Annotated in this window: 14 protein-coding genes; all 14 read right to left on the reverse strand. The window is 37.8% G+C overall.

Annotated features, from left to right (window positions below; all coding sequences use genetic code 11):
* Positions 1-200 precede the first annotated feature (200 nt).
* The 14 genes from WJM97_RS20790 to psaA all read right to left on the reverse strand — a co-directional run bounded on the left by WJM97_RS20790 (position 201) and on the right by psaA (position 17,455).
* A complete protein-coding gene (locus WJM97_RS20790) occupies positions 201-2,615 on the reverse strand; it encodes an exonuclease domain-containing protein (RefSeq protein WP_353930659.1) in 2,415 nt (804 codons plus the stop codon).
* Between the two features lie 78 nt (positions 2,616-2,693).
* The gene (locus tag WJM97_RS20795; protein ID WP_353930660.1) at positions 2,694-4,070 is read right to left on the reverse strand and encodes an ATP-binding protein; all 1,377 of its coding nucleotides are present in this window, start codon (positions 4,068-4,070) and stop codon (positions 2,694-2,696) included.
* Positions 4,071-4,111: 41 nt separating this feature from the next.
* Positions 4,112-5,512 (reverse strand): ATP-binding protein, encoded by a 1,401-nt coding sequence (locus tag WJM97_RS20800; RefSeq protein ID WP_353930661.1) that lies wholly within the window; start codon positions 5,510-5,512, stop codon positions 4,112-4,114.
* A 119-nt stretch (positions 5,513-5,631) separates the two neighbouring features.
* Positions 5,632-5,949: a PIN domain-containing protein gene (locus tag WJM97_RS20805; protein WP_353930662.1), complete on the reverse strand. Its 318-nt coding sequence runs from the start codon at positions 5,947-5,949 to the stop codon at positions 5,632-5,634.
* Entirely contained in the window at positions 5,946-6,230 is a 285-nt protein-coding gene (locus WJM97_RS20810; protein WP_353930663.1) for a hypothetical protein, read from the reverse strand. Before WJM97_RS20810 ends, WJM97_RS20805 begins: the two co-directional genes overlap by 4 nt.
* A 198-nt stretch (positions 6,231-6,428) precedes the next feature.
* A complete protein-coding gene (locus WJM97_RS20815) occupies positions 6,429-8,093 on the reverse strand; it encodes an FAD-dependent oxidoreductase (RefSeq protein WP_353930664.1) in 1,665 nt (554 codons plus the stop codon).
* 45 nt (positions 8,094-8,138) lie between these two features.
* A complete protein-coding gene (locus WJM97_RS20820) occupies positions 8,139-8,534 on the reverse strand; it encodes a hypothetical protein (RefSeq protein ID WP_353930665.1) in 396 nt (131 codons plus the stop codon).
* Between the two features lie 52 nt (positions 8,535-8,586).
* A complete protein-coding gene (locus WJM97_RS20825) occupies positions 8,587-10,119 on the reverse strand; it encodes a cryptochrome/photolyase family protein (RefSeq protein WP_353930666.1) in 1,533 nt (510 codons plus the stop codon).
* Between the two features lie 28 nt (positions 10,120-10,147).
* A complete protein-coding gene (locus WJM97_RS20830) occupies positions 10,148-11,071 on the reverse strand; it encodes a sugar ABC transporter permease (protein WP_353930667.1) in 924 nt (307 codons plus the stop codon).
* Positions 11,072-11,106: 35 nt separating this feature from the next.
* Entirely contained in the window at positions 11,107-11,511 is a 405-nt protein-coding gene (locus tag WJM97_RS20835) for a type II toxin-antitoxin system VapC family toxin (RefSeq protein ID WP_353930668.1), read from the reverse strand.
* On the reverse strand, positions 11,508-11,810 hold the full coding sequence (locus WJM97_RS20840) for a hypothetical protein (protein WP_353930669.1): 303 nt from the start codon (positions 11,808-11,810) through the stop codon (positions 11,508-11,510). The genes WJM97_RS20835 and WJM97_RS20840 overlap by 4 nt, the downstream gene beginning before the upstream one ends.
* A 194-nt stretch (positions 11,811-12,004) precedes the next feature.
* A complete protein-coding gene (locus WJM97_RS20845) occupies positions 12,005-12,775 on the reverse strand; it encodes a hypothetical protein (RefSeq protein WP_353930670.1) in 771 nt (256 codons plus the stop codon).
* Positions 12,776-12,872: 97 nt separating this feature from the next.
* Positions 12,873-15,104, reverse strand: a complete 2,232-nt coding sequence (gene psaB / locus WJM97_RS20850; RefSeq protein WP_353930671.1) for a photosystem I core protein PsaB — start codon at positions 15,102-15,104, stop codon at positions 12,873-12,875.
* A gap of 92 nt (positions 15,105-15,196) precedes the next feature.
* Complete coding sequence (gene psaA, locus WJM97_RS20855; RefSeq protein WP_353930672.1) at positions 15,197-17,455, reverse strand: photosystem I core protein PsaA; 2,259 nt, start codon at positions 17,453-17,455, stop codon at positions 15,197-15,199.
* Between the last annotated feature and the right edge of the window lie 62 nt (positions 17,456-17,517).

The raw sequence follows: 17,517 nt of genomic DNA on the forward strand, positions 1-17,517 counted from the left end.
TCATCTGGATTGTGCTGAAAATAACGCTGATATTTTCCTACCACTGATAGCTGTCTATTGTCAAAATCATTAAGCTATAAGGATTATATAAATATAATAGTTGCTAATCCAATGATCTGGTTAACAGAAGCTACCAATAATATTGTACAAGGAGTTTACAAGAAGGAGAAAATACCTCCAGAACTTCACCAATTGAGATTTTATTTTTTAGGTGGAGTAAAACCAAACTTTGTAAACATCCAATGATACCATTCTTGATGAGTGGTAACAAAATTTAAAGCTGATTCTAAATCTATATCTAAATCTTTGTTATAAATACTGATAATTAAATCATAAATCAAATCAAAGAGAATTCTATCTTTTTTATTGAATAGAACAAAATTACCATTAGCACTATTTTCTAGTTGCTGTATTCTTTCTTTACCGACTTTACCAGTAACATCTGGTTGACGTTCATCTCTAATTAAATCAAATTTACTTTGAGAATTATTAATTACCAATTCATTAAAATTAGTAATACGACTCGTAAAGGGATTACCACTAATTTCTAAAAAAGCAATTACATGATATTGATTTCCTTTTTCTATAACAATATGTTCTGGTAATACCCTTTTTCCTAAACGATACTGTGTTAATTTAAATGACTGGATATGAGTTAAAGCTTCAGCAATATTCCTCAATTTACCAACATCATCACCATCACTAATAATAGATGGATTATCATATTTTTGTTCCAATTCAGTTTTATGTTCAATTAGATATTCAATTACAGGATTTACGGGAATTGGAGTTTCACCAGATAAATAACTTGCTAATTTATCCTGTAAGTTGCTTAAATCAACAGAATTAGGTGCTTTTATAGCTTGAATCAATTGACTTAAAACTTCTATTGATATCTGTTGCTGTTGCTGTAAAAATTTTAGTTGTTGTTCTATTTTTTCATCATTATCTAATTCACGAATTGGTTTTCTTTCGTCTGGTAAGGGAATGTTATTAACTCTATAATCATAGTATTTAGCCGCACGATTTAAAGCAGCACGAATCGGTTTTTTCGCTAGAATATCATCTAAATCTTCAGGTGAAAATAGTTGTTCTAAGGTAATATCTACAGCTTGCATTTTTACCTTGAGAATAGATTTAACTTCTGCTTCTGTTGGTTGACGTAAAGAAACTTGATATTGAGATACTCTGCCAATAATAGATTGATCAAATATTGTTTGAAATTTTTCCCACCTATCAGGAAATAAATTCAAAATGATTAAACTATTAGGAACATGAGTGAAAATTTCTTTAATAGCTTCCCCAAAATTTAATAATATTTCTTGATTATGAGCAAGTCCTAAACCTTCTAATTGATCAAAAATAATAATTAAAGGTTCATCGAGAGTAGATAATCTACCCAAAACTGAAATAGCTTCTAAAGAGAATGCTTCTTTACTTATTTCCTCTCCCCAATTGGGTAAACCAACAGTTTCTGCTTCTTCATCAGTTAAAACATTTCCTGCTAACCAACGAGTGGTTATATTTCTATATTTATAATCTGTATAGCTGCAATATTTAACCATTCCTTTGATGATAGATAAAGCAAAACTACCCGCAGCATAATTACTCATCCACCATTCATTAATAGTTTTTTCTATGTATTGCCAATATTCCCGTTTACGTTGAGTATTTTCTTTACCTAAAGCATTAATACTATTATCTTCTAAATCAGATAATGCTTTTAATATCTCTATGTTTTTTTGTTTAACGTCTCTATTATTAAGGCTAACTATTTTCCGAAAAGTGTTAATAATTAAAGAATCTAATTGAGGTAAATTACCTGCTTTTTCAACTAGAGATTCTAAAATTCTACTATAGATATGATAAAGTACGGATTGAGCATCATTAGGTTGACGAATAAACAGTAATCTATTACTTGATAATCTTTCATTAGCAAGTCTCATCATTAAATGAGTTTTTCCACTACCGGGTTCTCCAATGACAACTACCCCTTTACTTTGATGATTAGGATCTAATTTGATGTTATTTAAAGCAGTTTGTAAAATCTGAAATTCTCGATGATAGGTATCAGCATAATCTGGATGATGTTGAAAAGGTGTATCAACTCGACTGCTACTAAATGGATTAGGTTGTTTTTTGAGATGTTCTATCATAATTTTTCTATAAAGATGATATGTAAATGTGGCATCATAACTAGCGGTATGTGCCATATTAGGAAGGAAATATTGATTATTAGCTCGAAGATTAAAATATTTACTCAAATATTCTAAAGAATAACTTTCTAAATTTGGGAAACAGTCTTTAGTTAAAATCCAAGTACAATCAAATTGTAATTTTTGTTTTAAATCTTGCCAAGGTAAACCAACTTGTCGAAAACTACGTTTGAGAATATCAATATCATGTTCTGCATAGTGACAGATGATTTTTTTATCTTGAACAATAGTCAGAAATTCTGTTAATAAAGTTTTAAGACTTTTGACATTTAAAACATTTTGAAAACCATGAATTTTAGTATCACAAAAACCCTCATAAATCACGACACCTTGACTATCAACAATAGCTAATTCAGTTAGATTTGGCTTACCCTCAGTATCTAAAATAACGAAGTCCATATTATGAGTTTGTTTATAAGTAAATTATCGTAATACTTGTGACAATTATATCACAAACTATAAAAACTGAGTCATTAATTATATAGGCAGAAAAATCTGAAAACTTGTATTTCCTGGTTTAGATTTAAGTTTTATTTCTCCCCGATGCTTCTTAACCACAATATCATTAATAATATCCAAACCCAACCCACTACCTTTCCCAACTCCTTTAGTAGTAAAAAACGGTTCAAAAATGCGACTTTGAATTTCTGGGGGTATTCCCGGTCCATTATCAGCAATTTCTACAATTACATATTTGTTATTTCGGGAAGTACGAATAAAAATATTTCCTTTTCCTTCCAAAGCATCTACAGCATTATCAATTAAATTTGTCCACACTTGATTTAATTCACTACCAGATGTTTGAATAACAGGTAAATTCTGTCCATATTCCCTAATGACTTTTATCCCATCTTTTAACTTATGACGTAACATAGTTAGGGTATTTTCTATTCCTTCATGAATGTCAACTTGATGTAATTGTGCTTGATTTGTGTGAGCATAAGATTTAACAGATTTAACTAATTCAGAAATGCGATCACTGCTTTGTTTAACTTCTTTAATTAATCCCATAGTTGTTAAATTAGCAGCTAACCAAGCAACAACAATACCTAAAGTATTATCAGGAATTTGAGCAGATAAATTATCTAATTGTTGACTATCTAAACCAGCATCAACTAAAGTAGAAACCATCTCCCCATCTGGATCAACTTCATGTTCTTCTAACCATTCTGTAATTTCATCTTCTCGATGATTCTGTGCTAAAATATCAAACTGTTTGGTATTTTTGATTGTTTGTAATTGAGTAATAAAATCACTTAAAAAATCCAATTGTTGAGAATTTAAACCAGATTGATGCAGTTGTAAACTCAGATTTTGTGAAATTTGAAACCGAGTTAATAACTCATCAGCTACCCTTGCAGCAGCAGCAGCGGGATTTTTTAACTCATGGGCAATTCCTGCGGATAATTTACCCAAAGATGCTAATTGTTCCTGTTGTTGTAATTGTTGTTCAACTATTTTTGTTCTAGCTGCTAAAGTAGAAATAAAAATATCAGCTAAAAAGGGAAATTTAGCAATAACCTGTTTAAAAGTTTCCTGTTCTAATTTTAAAATTCTACTAGCTACCGTTGCATAACCACTAGCAATAGAATCAGCATCTGTGAGTATTGAAAGTTCACCAATAAACTCACCTTTTTGGTGTGTAGCTAGAGTTTGTTCTTGTCCACTAATTTTTTTAGTAACAATAATTTCCCCATCTAAAACAACATGAAAATCATAACTGCGGTCACCTTCCCTAAATAAACATTCACCTATTTCTAAATCAATCTCTGTTCCATATTCTTTCAAATGTTGTAAAACCTCATCAGATAACCGAGGAAAAAGAGTAGAGGTATTATTCGTTTCTTGCATCATAATATAATTTGGTAGTGGGTAATAGATAAAATTACTATTAACTAATCTCCTGTTTTAATTTCTACAGGTAAACGAACTTGAAAACAAGTATTACCAGGAGAGGAATTAACCCTCACATCACCTTTATGTTTAGAAACTACTGTTCGATAAACAATATCTAAACCTAAACCTTTACCTTGTCCGACGCTTTTAGTAGTAAAAAAGGGTTCAAAAATCCGACTTTGAATTTCCGTAGGTATTCCATGTCCATTATCAGCAATTTCTATTAAAACTATATCATTTTCACATTTAGTTCTAATAGTAATTTCCCCTTGATTACCAATCGCATCTATGGCATTATCAATTAAATTTGTCCACACTTGATTTAACTCACTACCATAGGCGCTAATTCTCGGTAAATTACCATAATTTCTGTTAATAATTACCCCTTTGGGAAGTTTGTATTGCATCATTGTTAGGGTACTTTCTAAGCCATCATGAACATTCACCTCTTGCACAGGGGCGCGATCCATGTAGGAATAGTCTTGTAATGCCTTCACAAGCTCCGATACACGGTTTGAACCTTCCTCCAGTTCAGAAAGTAACCCCAACCCGGCTAAAGTCGCTTCTAGCCAAGCTAAAATGTCTCCTAAAGATTCAGTAGGTACTTTTTGGGTAATTTTTTCTAAATCTTTTTCTTTCAGTCCAACGGAAACTAAAGTTGAGGCTAATTTCCAACCATCATTAACGTTATTATCGTCTAACCAATCTATTAAGTTATCTTCTAAATCACACTGTGCTAAAGGTGCAAGTTGAGTAGCTCTTTTTTGTCGTTCAATTACTTCTGTTTGTAAAGAGATTAAATATTCAACTTGTTCTTGATTAAATTGTTGTTGACTAAGTTGTAAAACCAAACTAGGTAATTGAGGAAATAACTTTTGTAATTCACCAATTCCCCTTCTAACTGCTGCCATGGGGTTATTCATTTCGTGGGAAAGTCCAGCGGCCATTGTTCCCAAAGCTGCTAATTTTTCCCGTTGTTGGGACATAGATTGTAATTCCTGTACCCGCTGTGCCATTGTTTGTAAAATGGATGTTGTCACAGAAGGCATGGTGGCTAACATTTGCCAAAATTTATCTTTATCTAATTCCAAAATATGACAAGGTTGGACAGCTTTACCACAAGCCCAATAGGTGGTTTCTCCAGTTAAAATTGGCAATTCTCCAAAGAAGGTTTTTGCACCATAAGTTACTAAAACAATTTCTTGAGTACCGACGGGTTGGGTAATTTGTACCTCACCATCAATCATAATAAAAACTTGCTCGGCAGGATCACCTGTATGACGATGATAGTCACCTGGTTGCAGCCAAACTTCTTTTCCTTGTTCACATATCCACCGCAATTGGTCATCTGTGAGGGTGGAAAATAATTCTACTTGTTTTAAATCTTCTATGTTTAACATTTCAGTTATCAGTTATCAGGATGAGAGTTGTTCAACTCCTCAATTAATTGTTCAGGAGTGAGAATTTGCGGTGTAACTACAGGGAAATCTTGAGGGTTACCGGTAATGATTGCATCTAATTAATTAACTACCGCAGTCGAGTATTGAATGGCATCTTCAAAGTCTTTAAAATTGGTTGTGAAAGCCATTGTAATTACAGCTTGATTCACCGTAGCAATTTGACAGAAAGTAAGTAATTGATTTAAGTAATTAAGCGTCCAATTTCGACCTCTAGCTTTACGGATAATATAATACAAATCGCTAACAGTGGAAGCTGAGATATAACCTGCAATTTTTTCTTGTTCAATTAGCGATAAAACTTGTTCACTTGTATTCCAAAAAGGCTCTCTTTCAAGAGCATTATCAATAATGATATTGGTATCAAGTAAGATTTTCACAGGTTATGTTTCTCCTTTAAATATTCCCATTTAGCTTGTTCAGGATCAAAGTCTGCTGGAACGGGTGGAGCATTTTCAAATAAACCATCAAATGCTTTTATCCTCGATTTTTTCCTTGGTGTTTCTGGCACTGGTTCACTTACTGGGGTTGTTGTATTATCGAGATTTTCTGTAGCTGGCCAGACTACAATTTCTACATTTCCAGGTGGTAAATTCAGGGGTTCGGTAATTACCAAGTTTCCAGATGAATCAATTTTTCCTTTGAGTTTGTATGCTTGCATGATGTTTTTGATGAGATAATATTTTTATATTATGAGAAGTAATATTAAATGGATGATAAATCTATTCCTCAACATTGCAAAAAGTATGAACTTTAAAACTCAAAAAATTCAAACTTACTCTCTGCGACTCTGCGCCTCTGCGGGCAATAAAATCATAGTCTTAATTTAGGTATGGGGCATTATTACCCCATTACCTTCCTAAACTACCTTTGCCAAATACTGATGCACAAAACTCACACAAATTGAACCTTCACCAACTCCTGACGCTACCCGCTTCACAGAACCATGATGGACATCACCCACTGCAAAGATACCAGGAACACTGGTTTCTAGGAGGTAAGGTTGTCTATCTTCATGCCATCCTTTGGGGCGTTTACCATCTTTAAATAGGTCTGGTCCAGTGAGAACAAAGCCTCTTTCATCCCGTTCAACTATTCCTTCTAACCAGTCAGTGTGGGGAACTGCACCGATGAAAATAAATAGGGAGTTAGCAGCAACGATTTCCTGTTCACCAGTAACACTGTTGAGGAGATTTAAGGCTTCTAAGCTATCTTCCCCTTTGGCTTCAACCACACTGGTATTGAGTTCAACAATGATGTTTTCTGTAGCACTAATCTGATCAACTAGATACTGGGACATCCCCTTAGCTAAATCGTTGCCGCGAACTAACATATGCACTTCTTTAGCATATTTACTAAAGTGCATGGCTGCTTGTCCGGCAGAGTTTGCACCACCAACGATGTAAACCTGTTCGTTGCTACATTCCATTGCTTCGGTCATCGCTGCACCATAGTAAACTCCGCGACCAGTGAGTTTTTCTATACCGGGTACGTTCAAACGTCGCCAAGATACCCCCATTGCTAACATCAAAGCATGACAGGCAATTTCTGTACCATCTTTGAGAATGGCGTAACGATAATTACCTTCAATGCGAACACCAGCAACTTCTTGGGGTGTGAGAATTTCTACACCAAAGCGTTTGGCTTGAGTCACACCACGTCTAGCTAAATCTGCACCGCTCAGACCGACGGGAAATCCGAGATAGTTTTCAATTCTGGAGCTTGTACCGGCTTGACCTCCGGGGGCTTCTCGTTCGATCATCACGGTATTTAGCCCTTCTGAAGCACCATAAACGGCGGCGGCTAAACCCGCGGGTCCACCTCCAACAATGGCTAGGTCATAAAATGGTTGTTTGGCTTGGGTTTGCAGTCCGATTTTGTCGGCGATTTGGATGTTAGTCGGTTGGATTAAACGCTCTCCATCTTCGAGGATAACTAGAGGTAGTTTGTCTTTATCTTTACCACTGTAGTTAAGTAAATCACGTCCCTCTTGATCTCGTTCTATGTCCAACCATTGATAGGGTACGTGATTTCGAGCAAGGAAATCTTTGATGTTGTGGGAGTCGGGAGACCATCTATTACCAATAACGCGGATACCTTCAAAGGGCGGGTGATAGTTGGCTAACCAGTCGTCTAAAAGGTCATTGAGGATGGGATATAGTTTTTCTTCTGGGGGATCCCAAGGTTTTGTTAAGTAGTAGTTGATACTGGTTTTGTTGATGGCGGCGATCGCCGCATCGGTATCAGCATAAGCTGTTAATAATGCCCTTTTCGCCTCCGGGAAAATTTCCAATGCTTCCTGTAAAAATTCTACCCCTGTCATTTGCGGCATTCTTTGATCCGCTAAAAATAGGGCTACGGTTTCATTTCTTAACTTTAATTCTTTAATGGCTTCTAATGCTTTTGCCCCTGAGTCAGCGCGTAAAATACGGAAGCGATCGCCATATTCCTTACGTAAATCACGAGCGATCGCCTGTAATACTTGCGGATCATCATCCACAGTTAAAATCATTGGTTTAGCCATAATTTTTTCCTCTGTTGTTGTCAATTATTGGAAATAAAACTTCACTTACTTAAATTTTCTTTCAGCGCAACCTTCAAAAACTTGATTACCCATAATTAAAGTAGCAGAATAAGGGTATTTTTTATCAGACATTGTATCACTACAATTCTCAACCTTATTTAAAATTAATATATTGTTTCCCTTGCCTCTAAGTTGATATACTCGCACTTTATTAACAGGTCTTCCTTGTGCTGATAATGGCGCAGAATAGGGGAAAATTTGATTTTGTTTTCCTAATGCTTTATGGACAATTGATTTTTTTGTCACTTGAATATTCCAAAAAGGCTCATTACCAACCACATTAAATTCCTCAATTTTAGATGATTGGGCAAAACTCTGATTAGATACAAAAGCAGTTGCAGTAATTCCGAAAATTGCGAGAGCAGAAATTATATTTTTCATAATTTTGATATTTTTGATTTACTACTCGCAAAGAAACAAAGAGAAAAGATAATTATTCCTCTGCGTTCTCTGCGTCTCTGCGGTTCGTTTCTCTTTCATGCCAACTCTCAGCTTGTTGACAAATAGATTCTAACTCAGCAGCAGACATCTTATCTAAATTCCTCAAAATAAAACTCATTCTGCCTTGTTTTTGTAACTTCTCCCGATGTTGATATAAAAAATGCCAATAAAAAAAGTTGAATGGACAAGCATTATCAGCAATTTTTTCCTTATGATTATAAACACAACCTTTACAATAATCACTCATTTTATTAATATAATTAGCAGAAGCACCATAGGGTTTAGAAGCCAAAATTCCCCCATCAGCAAATAAACCCATACCAATCACATTAGTTTGCATTACCCAGTCATAAGCATCAATAAAAACCGCATGAAACCAATTTTCAACTTCTTGGGGTGAAAGTCCAGCAATTAACGCAAAGTTACTCAATACCATCAATCTTTGGATATGATGAGCATAACCAGTATTTTCTATCTGCTGGAAAATTTGTTTTAAACAATTCATATTAGTTTTACCAGTCCAGAAAAATTCCGGTAAAGGTTGGGTATGATTAAAGTAATTTAAGTCCTGATATTCTTCCTCTACAAAATGATAAACTCCATACATATATTCTCGCCAACCCAACACTTGACGGATAAAACCCTCTACACTATTTAAAGGTAATTGATGTTGATAAAATGCTGTTTCTGCGGCGGTAATTACTTCTAAAGGTTGCAATAAACCCAGATTCAAATAAGGAGAAAGTAAAGCGTGCCACATGGTATCTTCTCCTGTCACCATCGCATCTTGGTATGTGCCAAAATTCGGTAAACGATATTGAATAAACCATTCTAATACTTCTAATGCTTGTTGACGATTTACACCCCATAAAAAAGGTTCTACTTTTCCATAGGTTGCACAAGATAAGGATTTTACTTTATTAATTACTGTTGTGGTAATTTCATCTGTTTGAAACCATTTTGCAGCAGGTGTATTTAATTTACCTTTGGGTGGTTTACGATTTTCTTGATCAAAATTCCATTTACCACCCACTGGTTTATCATCATCCATTAAAATAGCAAATTTGCGTCTTCCCTGGCGATAAAAATCTTCCATTAATAGACGCTTTCTAGTTTTTGCCCAATCAGAAAATTCCTCTCGAATCCATAAAAATTGATTGTTAGAAATCAGGGTAATTTTACAGTTCAATTTTAAATTTTTAATGACTTGTAAAAATGGTTTATCATTGGGTGTCATCACCCGCAATTCAGTAATTTTATTTTCTCTAACCCATGTTTCTAAACAAATGCTAAAATCATCACATTCTTGATAAGTTACTGCATATTCTTTTTGTTTTAATTCTGCGGCAAAATGACGCATCGCAGACCAAACTAACACCAGCTTTTGTTGATGATAGGGTCTAACTTGAACATGATTTAGTGATTCAATGAAAATTACAGGTAAGTTTTTAATATTTGCACAACTTTGTAAAGCCGCTTGTTGTTCCCAAAGTTGATCCCCTAGAACCCAAACACCAACTGACATTTTATTTTAATTTCCTGATACTAAATACCTAAATTATACTATCTTGCTGATTAACAAACAATCTCAAAATAGATAAAACTAACATAATTAGAAATAAAGCTAAACCAATTGTACAGGCATAACTTAATTCTAAATTACTAAATGCTTGTTCATACAAATAATAAACAATAGTTTTAGAACTGTTCAGGGGACCGCCTCCTGTCATTACATAAACTTCTTCAAATACTTTTGTGGCAGAAATTGCGGAAATTACGCCAACTAAAGCTAAATAAGGACGCATTAAAGGAATGGTAATATCTAAATGTTTTCTAATACCATCAGAACCATCTATTGATGCAGCTTCATAAACATCAGCAGGGATAGATTGTAAACCAGCTAAATAAATTACCATGTAATAACCTAAACCTTTCCAAATAGTTACGGCCATCACACTTGCTAGAGAAATTGGCACAATTCCTAAGATTTTATCGGGACTGGTTAACCAAGGAATACCATCAGGAAATAAACCAATAGTTTTTAAAAATTGATTTAATAAACCATTTTCTGCATATAACCATTTCCAAGCTATTCCTGCAACTACCATTGAAATAACCACTGGGGTATAGTATGCAGTTCTAAACCAGTTCATTCCCCGTAATTTTTGATTAACTAAAATAGCTAAAATCAGGGGAGTAATGACTAAAATGGGGACAACAAACAATAAATAAAGAAAGGTGTTTTCTAGAGTTTGCCAAAAAACTTTATCTTTCCATAGTTTGACAAAGTTAGCAAAGCCTATCCATTTAGGAGTTTCGTCTATAAATTCATAGTTGGTGAAGCTGAGGTAGAAGGTTTGCAGTGCAGGCCAGAAGACTGTCAGGAATAGTATTAATAAGGCGGGAAGTAGGAATAGGTAAGGGGTGAGTTTTTGTTGGATGAGAGGCCAGTTTTTGGATTTTAGTTGATTTAGCATATTCAATAGGTTTTTTAGAAATTATTAGTATTTAATCAAGGATTAATCACACTAATAATTCTTAAGTTTGGGATATTTTGGAAATCGCTGGGATTATGTGTAACTAATGGTAATGTATGTCTAATAGCAGTTGCAGCAATCCACCCATCTTGTGAAGCTATCGTAGTTCCTGCTGCTCTTTGCTGGGCGCGAATTGTTCCCCAAATACGACAAGTTTCAACATCTACGGGAATTACCAAGTAACTTGCCAATATCGCTTCTAATTGAGTTAACCGTCTTTCACCCCATTGTTTAATAGCTGCCCATTCATATAATTCTGCTACAGTGATAAATGAAATAGCGAGACGATTTCCTTGCAAGATTGGAGCATATTCTCCAGCACGAGTATCACCTTTGAACAAATAAGATACTACATTTGTATCAAGTAATAAAATACTCATGATTGTCTTGTTCTGTCAATTTGTCTGCTATTTGTAATAAATTTTTCAAATTCATCCGTTGATTCAGCTTCTGTCCAAAAACCAACAGTTAGGGATTTAATATCAGTAATAACGGGGTTTGATTGTTGTTGAAGTAACTCATCTAAAGATTGGTTTTCCCAAAAAGTAGCCTGTAATGCTTCAAGTTGATCACTCTGTTGTAAATCAAGTAAAATAACTTGGAGTAACTGAAGCTTGTCATTAACTGGCAAAGAACGTACTGCATCAATAGCTTTTTGTAGAGATTTAGTTGTGATCATTTATTAGCCTAATTTTTTGTGTGAAATTAATCTTAATTATACACTTTCAGTTAAGGTTATCTCATTTACTATTAGTAAATGTAGGTTTGAGGATGTTTTAATTATATCTATTTTAAATAATTAATTGTTTCTAGATATTTGTTAATTTTAGCTCTAAACCATCTGATAATTCTAAAAATTAAATTATTTATAATTTACCTTTTGTGTTGAGATAGAATACTTAAAAATTCTTCAACAACTGATCTTGGATTGTTATAACATTTTTCCGCAGGATAGTGTTCAATACAGAGAATTCCTGATTTTTTAAACCAAGCATCTTTTTCTTTATCCTTTTCATATCTATCTGAATGAAACGAAACCTCTAATATTCCAAATGTACCATCTAGACAAACTAAAAAATCTACTTCTCTATGGTCTTCATAAATGTTACCGGTTTCATGTCTTACAGCTAGAGGTAGAGGAAAAAACAATACACCTTTAGCTTCTAACTCTTGTGCAATTCTAATTTCAGACTTTGAAGCAAATTTGATCTCATTATAAAATATAGGATCTTTAGCCTTTCGTGTGAATACTTTTTCTGTAATTAGTCCTTGGTTTAAATCCTTGGATTTAGCAATTAAGAATTTGATAGTTTTCTGCCAATTTTCTTCTACTTCCAACAGTTTTACTCTGTAATAAATAGGAAAATCCTTCATATCATGCCAAACATGACCATCCGCAATAAAGATAAAATAATTTCTCAAATTTGTTTTAATTTCCTGATTATTTTCGATTAATAATCTGAGATGTAGAGGTAAATATACTATTAGACCTGAATCATAATTGCGCCCATTATATTCATCCCAATCAAAATCAAATTCTAATTTTGCATCAACGATAATAGATGCACAGTCTCTATGATCATCATTGATTAATGCTTGAAGCCAAGTTCGATGTAATTGTTCTAATATCTCTGAATCTGACATAAATTATAACTTTCACATACTGATAAATCATTATATAAAAAACCCCCCACCTTGCGGCAGGGGATTTTTTAATTACCTACAAACCAGTAGTCAGAAATTAACCGAACTTACCAGCCGTAGAAGCAATGAGGAACGCTGCGTACGTGACGATGTAGCCGACCGTAAAGTGAGCTAAACCAACCACACGAGCTTGAACGATGGAGAGAGCAACGGGCTTATCTTTCCAGCGAACTAAGTTAGCTAGAGGTGTACGCTCGTGCGCCCAAACCAAGGTTTCGATTAACTCTTGCCAGTAACCTCTCCAGGAGATTAAGAACATGAAACCAGTTGCCCAAACAAGGTGTCCGAATAGGAACATCCAAGCCCAAACAGACAAGTTGTTCATGCCGTAGGCGTTGTAACCGTTGATTAACTGAGCGGAGTTAGCCCAGAGGTAGTCACGGAACCAACCCATCAAATAGGTAGAGTTTTCGTTGAACTGGGCAACGTTACCTTGCCAAATACCTAGATGTTTCCAGTGCCAGTAGAAGGTTACCCAACCAATGGTGTTCAACATCCAGAACATAGCTAAGTAGAAGGAGTCCCAAGCGGAGATGTCACAAGTACCGCCACGGCCTGGACCATCACAAGGGAACGCATAACCGAAGTCCTTTTTATCGGGCATCAGTTTAGAACCACGCGCATCCAAAGCACCTTTAACAAGTACCAGGGTGGTGGTGTGGATAGCCAAAGCGAAAGCGTGGTGAACCAAGAAATCGCCAGGGCCAATTGTTAAGAACAGAGAGTTAGTACCAGAGTTAATGGCATCTAACCAACCGGGCAACCATACGTTACCGGCATTGGGGTAAGCTGTGTAGGCGATGCTGTCGGGGTTGGAGAGTAGTACATCCAATCCATAGAGAGCTTTACCTTGAGCAGCTTGGATAAATTGAGCAAATACTGGCTCAATCAAGATTTGCTTTTCAGGAGTACCGAAAGCAACTACTACGTCGTTGTGAACGTACAAGCCCAAGGTGTGGAAACCAAGGAATAGAGATACCCAACTGAGGTGAGAGATGATCGCCTCTTTGTGCTGTAGCATCCGGTCAAGGACGTTGCCTTTGTTTTGTTCAGGATCGTAGTCACGAACCCAGAAGATTGCTGCGTGAGCAAATGCACCAACCATCAAGAAACCAGCGATGTACTGGTGGTGGGTGTACAGTGCTGCCTGTGTAGTGTAATCCCTAGCGATAAACGCATAGGGAGGCAGAGCGTACATATGCTGCGCTACCAAGGAACAAATTGTTCCTAATGCTGCCAAAGCTAATGACAGTTGGAAGTGCAGGGAGTTGTTGATGGTGTCGTATAGACCTTGGTGGGGCAGATTAAACTGACCTTCGCTCTTGCTACCGGGAACTAAACCGGATTTGGAGTTCAGCATTTCTTTGATGCTGTGACCAATTCCGAAGTTAGTGCGGTACATATGACCGGCAATGATGAACAATACAGCGATCGCCAAGTGGTGGTGAGCCATGTCGGTCAACCACAAGGATTCTGTTTGGGGGTGGAAACCGCCCAAGAAGGTCAAAATCGCAGTACCAGCACCAGTGGAAGTACCAAATAAATGGCCAGCAGTGTCAGGGTTCTGAGCGTAAACACCCCAGTTACCGGTAAAGAAGGGGGTTAAACCTTCTGGGTGGGGAGCTACGGTTAAGAAGTTATCCCAACCTACATGAATACCACGGGATTCGGGGATGGCTACGTGAACCAAGTGACCAGTCCAAGCCAAGGAGCTAACACCGAACAAACCAGCTAGGTGGTGGTTTAAACGGGGTTCAGCACTCTTGAACCAAGCCAAGCTAGGACGGAATTTGGGTTGTAAGTGTAACCAACCAGCAAACAAGAACAATCCAGCCAATAGGAGTAGACCTAAAGAGCCTGTGTACAGTTCTTGGTTTGTCCGCATCCCGATGGTGTACCACCAGTGGTAAACACCGGAATAAGCAATGTTTACAGGATTGCTTGCACCAGCTTGGGTGAAAGCGTCAACGGCGGGTTGACCGAAGTGAGGGTCCCAAATTGCATGGGCAATAGGACGGACGTGAAGGGGATCTTTGATCCACTGTTCAAAGTTACCTTGCCAGGCTACGTGGAACAGGAGGCTGGATGCCCACAAGAAGATGATTGCCAAGTGGCCGAAGTGAGTGGCGAAAATCTTTTGGTAAAGATTCTCTTCAGTCATGCCATCGTGGCTTTCAAAGTCGTTGCCTGTGGCGATCGCATACCAAATCCGACGAGTAGTCGGGTCCTGTGCGAGATCCTGGCTAAATTTTGGAAATTTTGTTGCCATAGGGTTGATGATTCCTCTGACCTTTAGCCATTGCTATCAGTGCTATCAGGGAAACTTTGAGTTTTTACACCCAAAATTTCCACTGAGTTGTTTTAACCTACTGAAAGGATGTGTGCGTGGAAGAATGCCCAGGTTGTGGCAATTCCTCCTAATAGATAGTGAGCTAAACCTACTGCCCGACCTTGAGTGATGCTCAATGCACGGGGTTGAATAGTAGGAGCTACTTTCAGTTTATTGTGCGCCCATACGATGGACTCAATTAGCTCTTGCCAGTAGCCGCGACCACTGAACAGGAACATTAAGCTGAATGCCCAGATGAAGTGAGCGCCCAAGAACATGAGTCCATAAGCGGACAGTTCACTACCGTAGGAGTTGATTACTTGTGCAGCTTGCGCCCACAAGAAGTCACGCAACCAACCGTTAATGGTGATCGCACTTTGAGCAAAGTTGCCGCCAGTGATGTGACTGACTGTACCATTTGCGTCTACAGTACCCCATACGTCAGACTGCATCTTCCAGCTAAAGTGGAAAATCACAATTGACAAGGAGTTATACATCCAGAACAATCCTAAGAACACGTGGTCCCAACCAGATACTTGGCAAGTACCACCACGACCTGGACCGTCGCAAGGGAAGCGGAAGCCTAAGTTGGCTTTGTCTGGAATTAGACGAGAACTGCGAGCATACAGTACGCCTTTGAGCAGAATCAAAACAGTCACGTGGATGGTGAAGGCGTGAATGTGGTGAATCATGAAGTCAGCTGTTCCTAGAGGAATCGCAGCCGCAGCTACTTTTCCGCCTACAGCTAACATTCCACCGCCAAACACATAACTTACTGTTTCTAGGGCGTTAGGTGCTGTTGTTCCTGGTGCTAGTGTGTGTAGGTTTTGTACCCACTGAGCAAACACTGGTTGCAACTGAATTGCTGCATCAGAGAACATATCTTGAGGACGACCCAATGCGCGCATGGTGTCGTTGTGGATGTACAAACCAAAGCTGTGGAAGCCAAGGAAGATACAAACCCAGTTGAGGTGAGAAATGATTGCATCACGGTGACGAATCACCCGATCCAAGACGTTGTTTTGGTTAACGACTGGATCGTAATCTCGAACCATGAAGATGGCTGCGTGAGCAGCACCACCAACAATCAAGAAGCCGCCGATCCAAATATGGTGGGTGAAGATACACAACTGAGTAGCGTAATCAGTTGCCAAATATGGATAGGGGGGCATCGCGTACATATGGTGCGCGATGATGATTGTCAAAGAGCCTAAGAAAGCTAGGTTGGTAGCTAACTGAGCGTGCCATGAGGTGGTCAGGTTTTCGTAAAGACCTTTGTGACCTTCACCAGTGAAGGGTCCCTTGTGGTTTTCTAGGATATCTTTGATGCTGTGACCGATACCCCAGTTGGTGCGGTACATATGACCGGCGATGATGAACAATACCGCGATCGCTAGGTGGTGATGAGAAATATCAGTCATCCACAAGCCGCCTGTTACGGGGTTCAATCCGCCTTTAAAGGTCAGAATGTCAGCATAAGCACCCCAGTTCAAGGTGAAGAAAGGTGTTAAACCACTGGCAAACCCAGGATATAATTCCGCCATTTTTGCTGTGTCAAACAGCAATTCATGGGGCAATGGGATATCTTTAGCTGCTACGCCTGCATCCAATAATTTGTTGATTGGTGCGGACACGTGGATCAAGTGACCAGCCCATCCCAAAGAACCGCAACCTAGCAATACTGATAGGTGGTGATTGAGCATGGACTCCACATTCTGGAACCATTCCAGTTTGGGAGCGCGTTTATGGTAGTGGAACCAACCAGCGAACAGGAATAAACCTGCTAATACTAAACCGCCAATGGCAGTTGCGTATAGTTGGAAGGAACTGGTGATACCCCAGCCACGCCATACTTGGAACAAGCCAGAGGTGATTTGAATGCCGTGGAAACCACCGCCCATATCACCGTTTAAAATATCTTGTCCAACGATTGGCCAAACAGTCTGTGCGCTGGGCTTTACTCCTAATGGATCAGCCAGCCAAGCTTCGTAATTAGAGAATTTAGCGCCGTGGAATAACATCCCGCTTAACCAAATCGTCACTACAGCCAGGTGGCCAAAGTGCGCGGAGAAGATTTTGCGAGAAATGTCTTCTAAGTCGCTTGTATGTGTATCGAAGTCATGGGCGAGGGCGTGGAGGTCCCAAATCCAGGTGGTGGTTTTTGGTCCTTTAGCTAAGGTTCTATCGAAGTGTCCTGGCTTTGCCCATCTTTCAAATGAAGTTGGTACAGGATCGTTATCAACGATGACTCTTGCTTTTTTCTCCTCTCGCTCCGGAGGACTAATCGTCATTCGACCTCCTCTGTTAATAAGGATTGAGGAATCATGAATTCCACTGAGTAAAATTTACTCTC

The sequence above is a fragment of the Okeanomitos corallinicola TIOX110 genome, assembly GCF_038050375.1.
Classification (GTDB): domain Bacteria; phylum Cyanobacteriota; class Cyanobacteriia; order Cyanobacteriales; family Nostocaceae; genus Okeanomitos; species Okeanomitos corallinicola.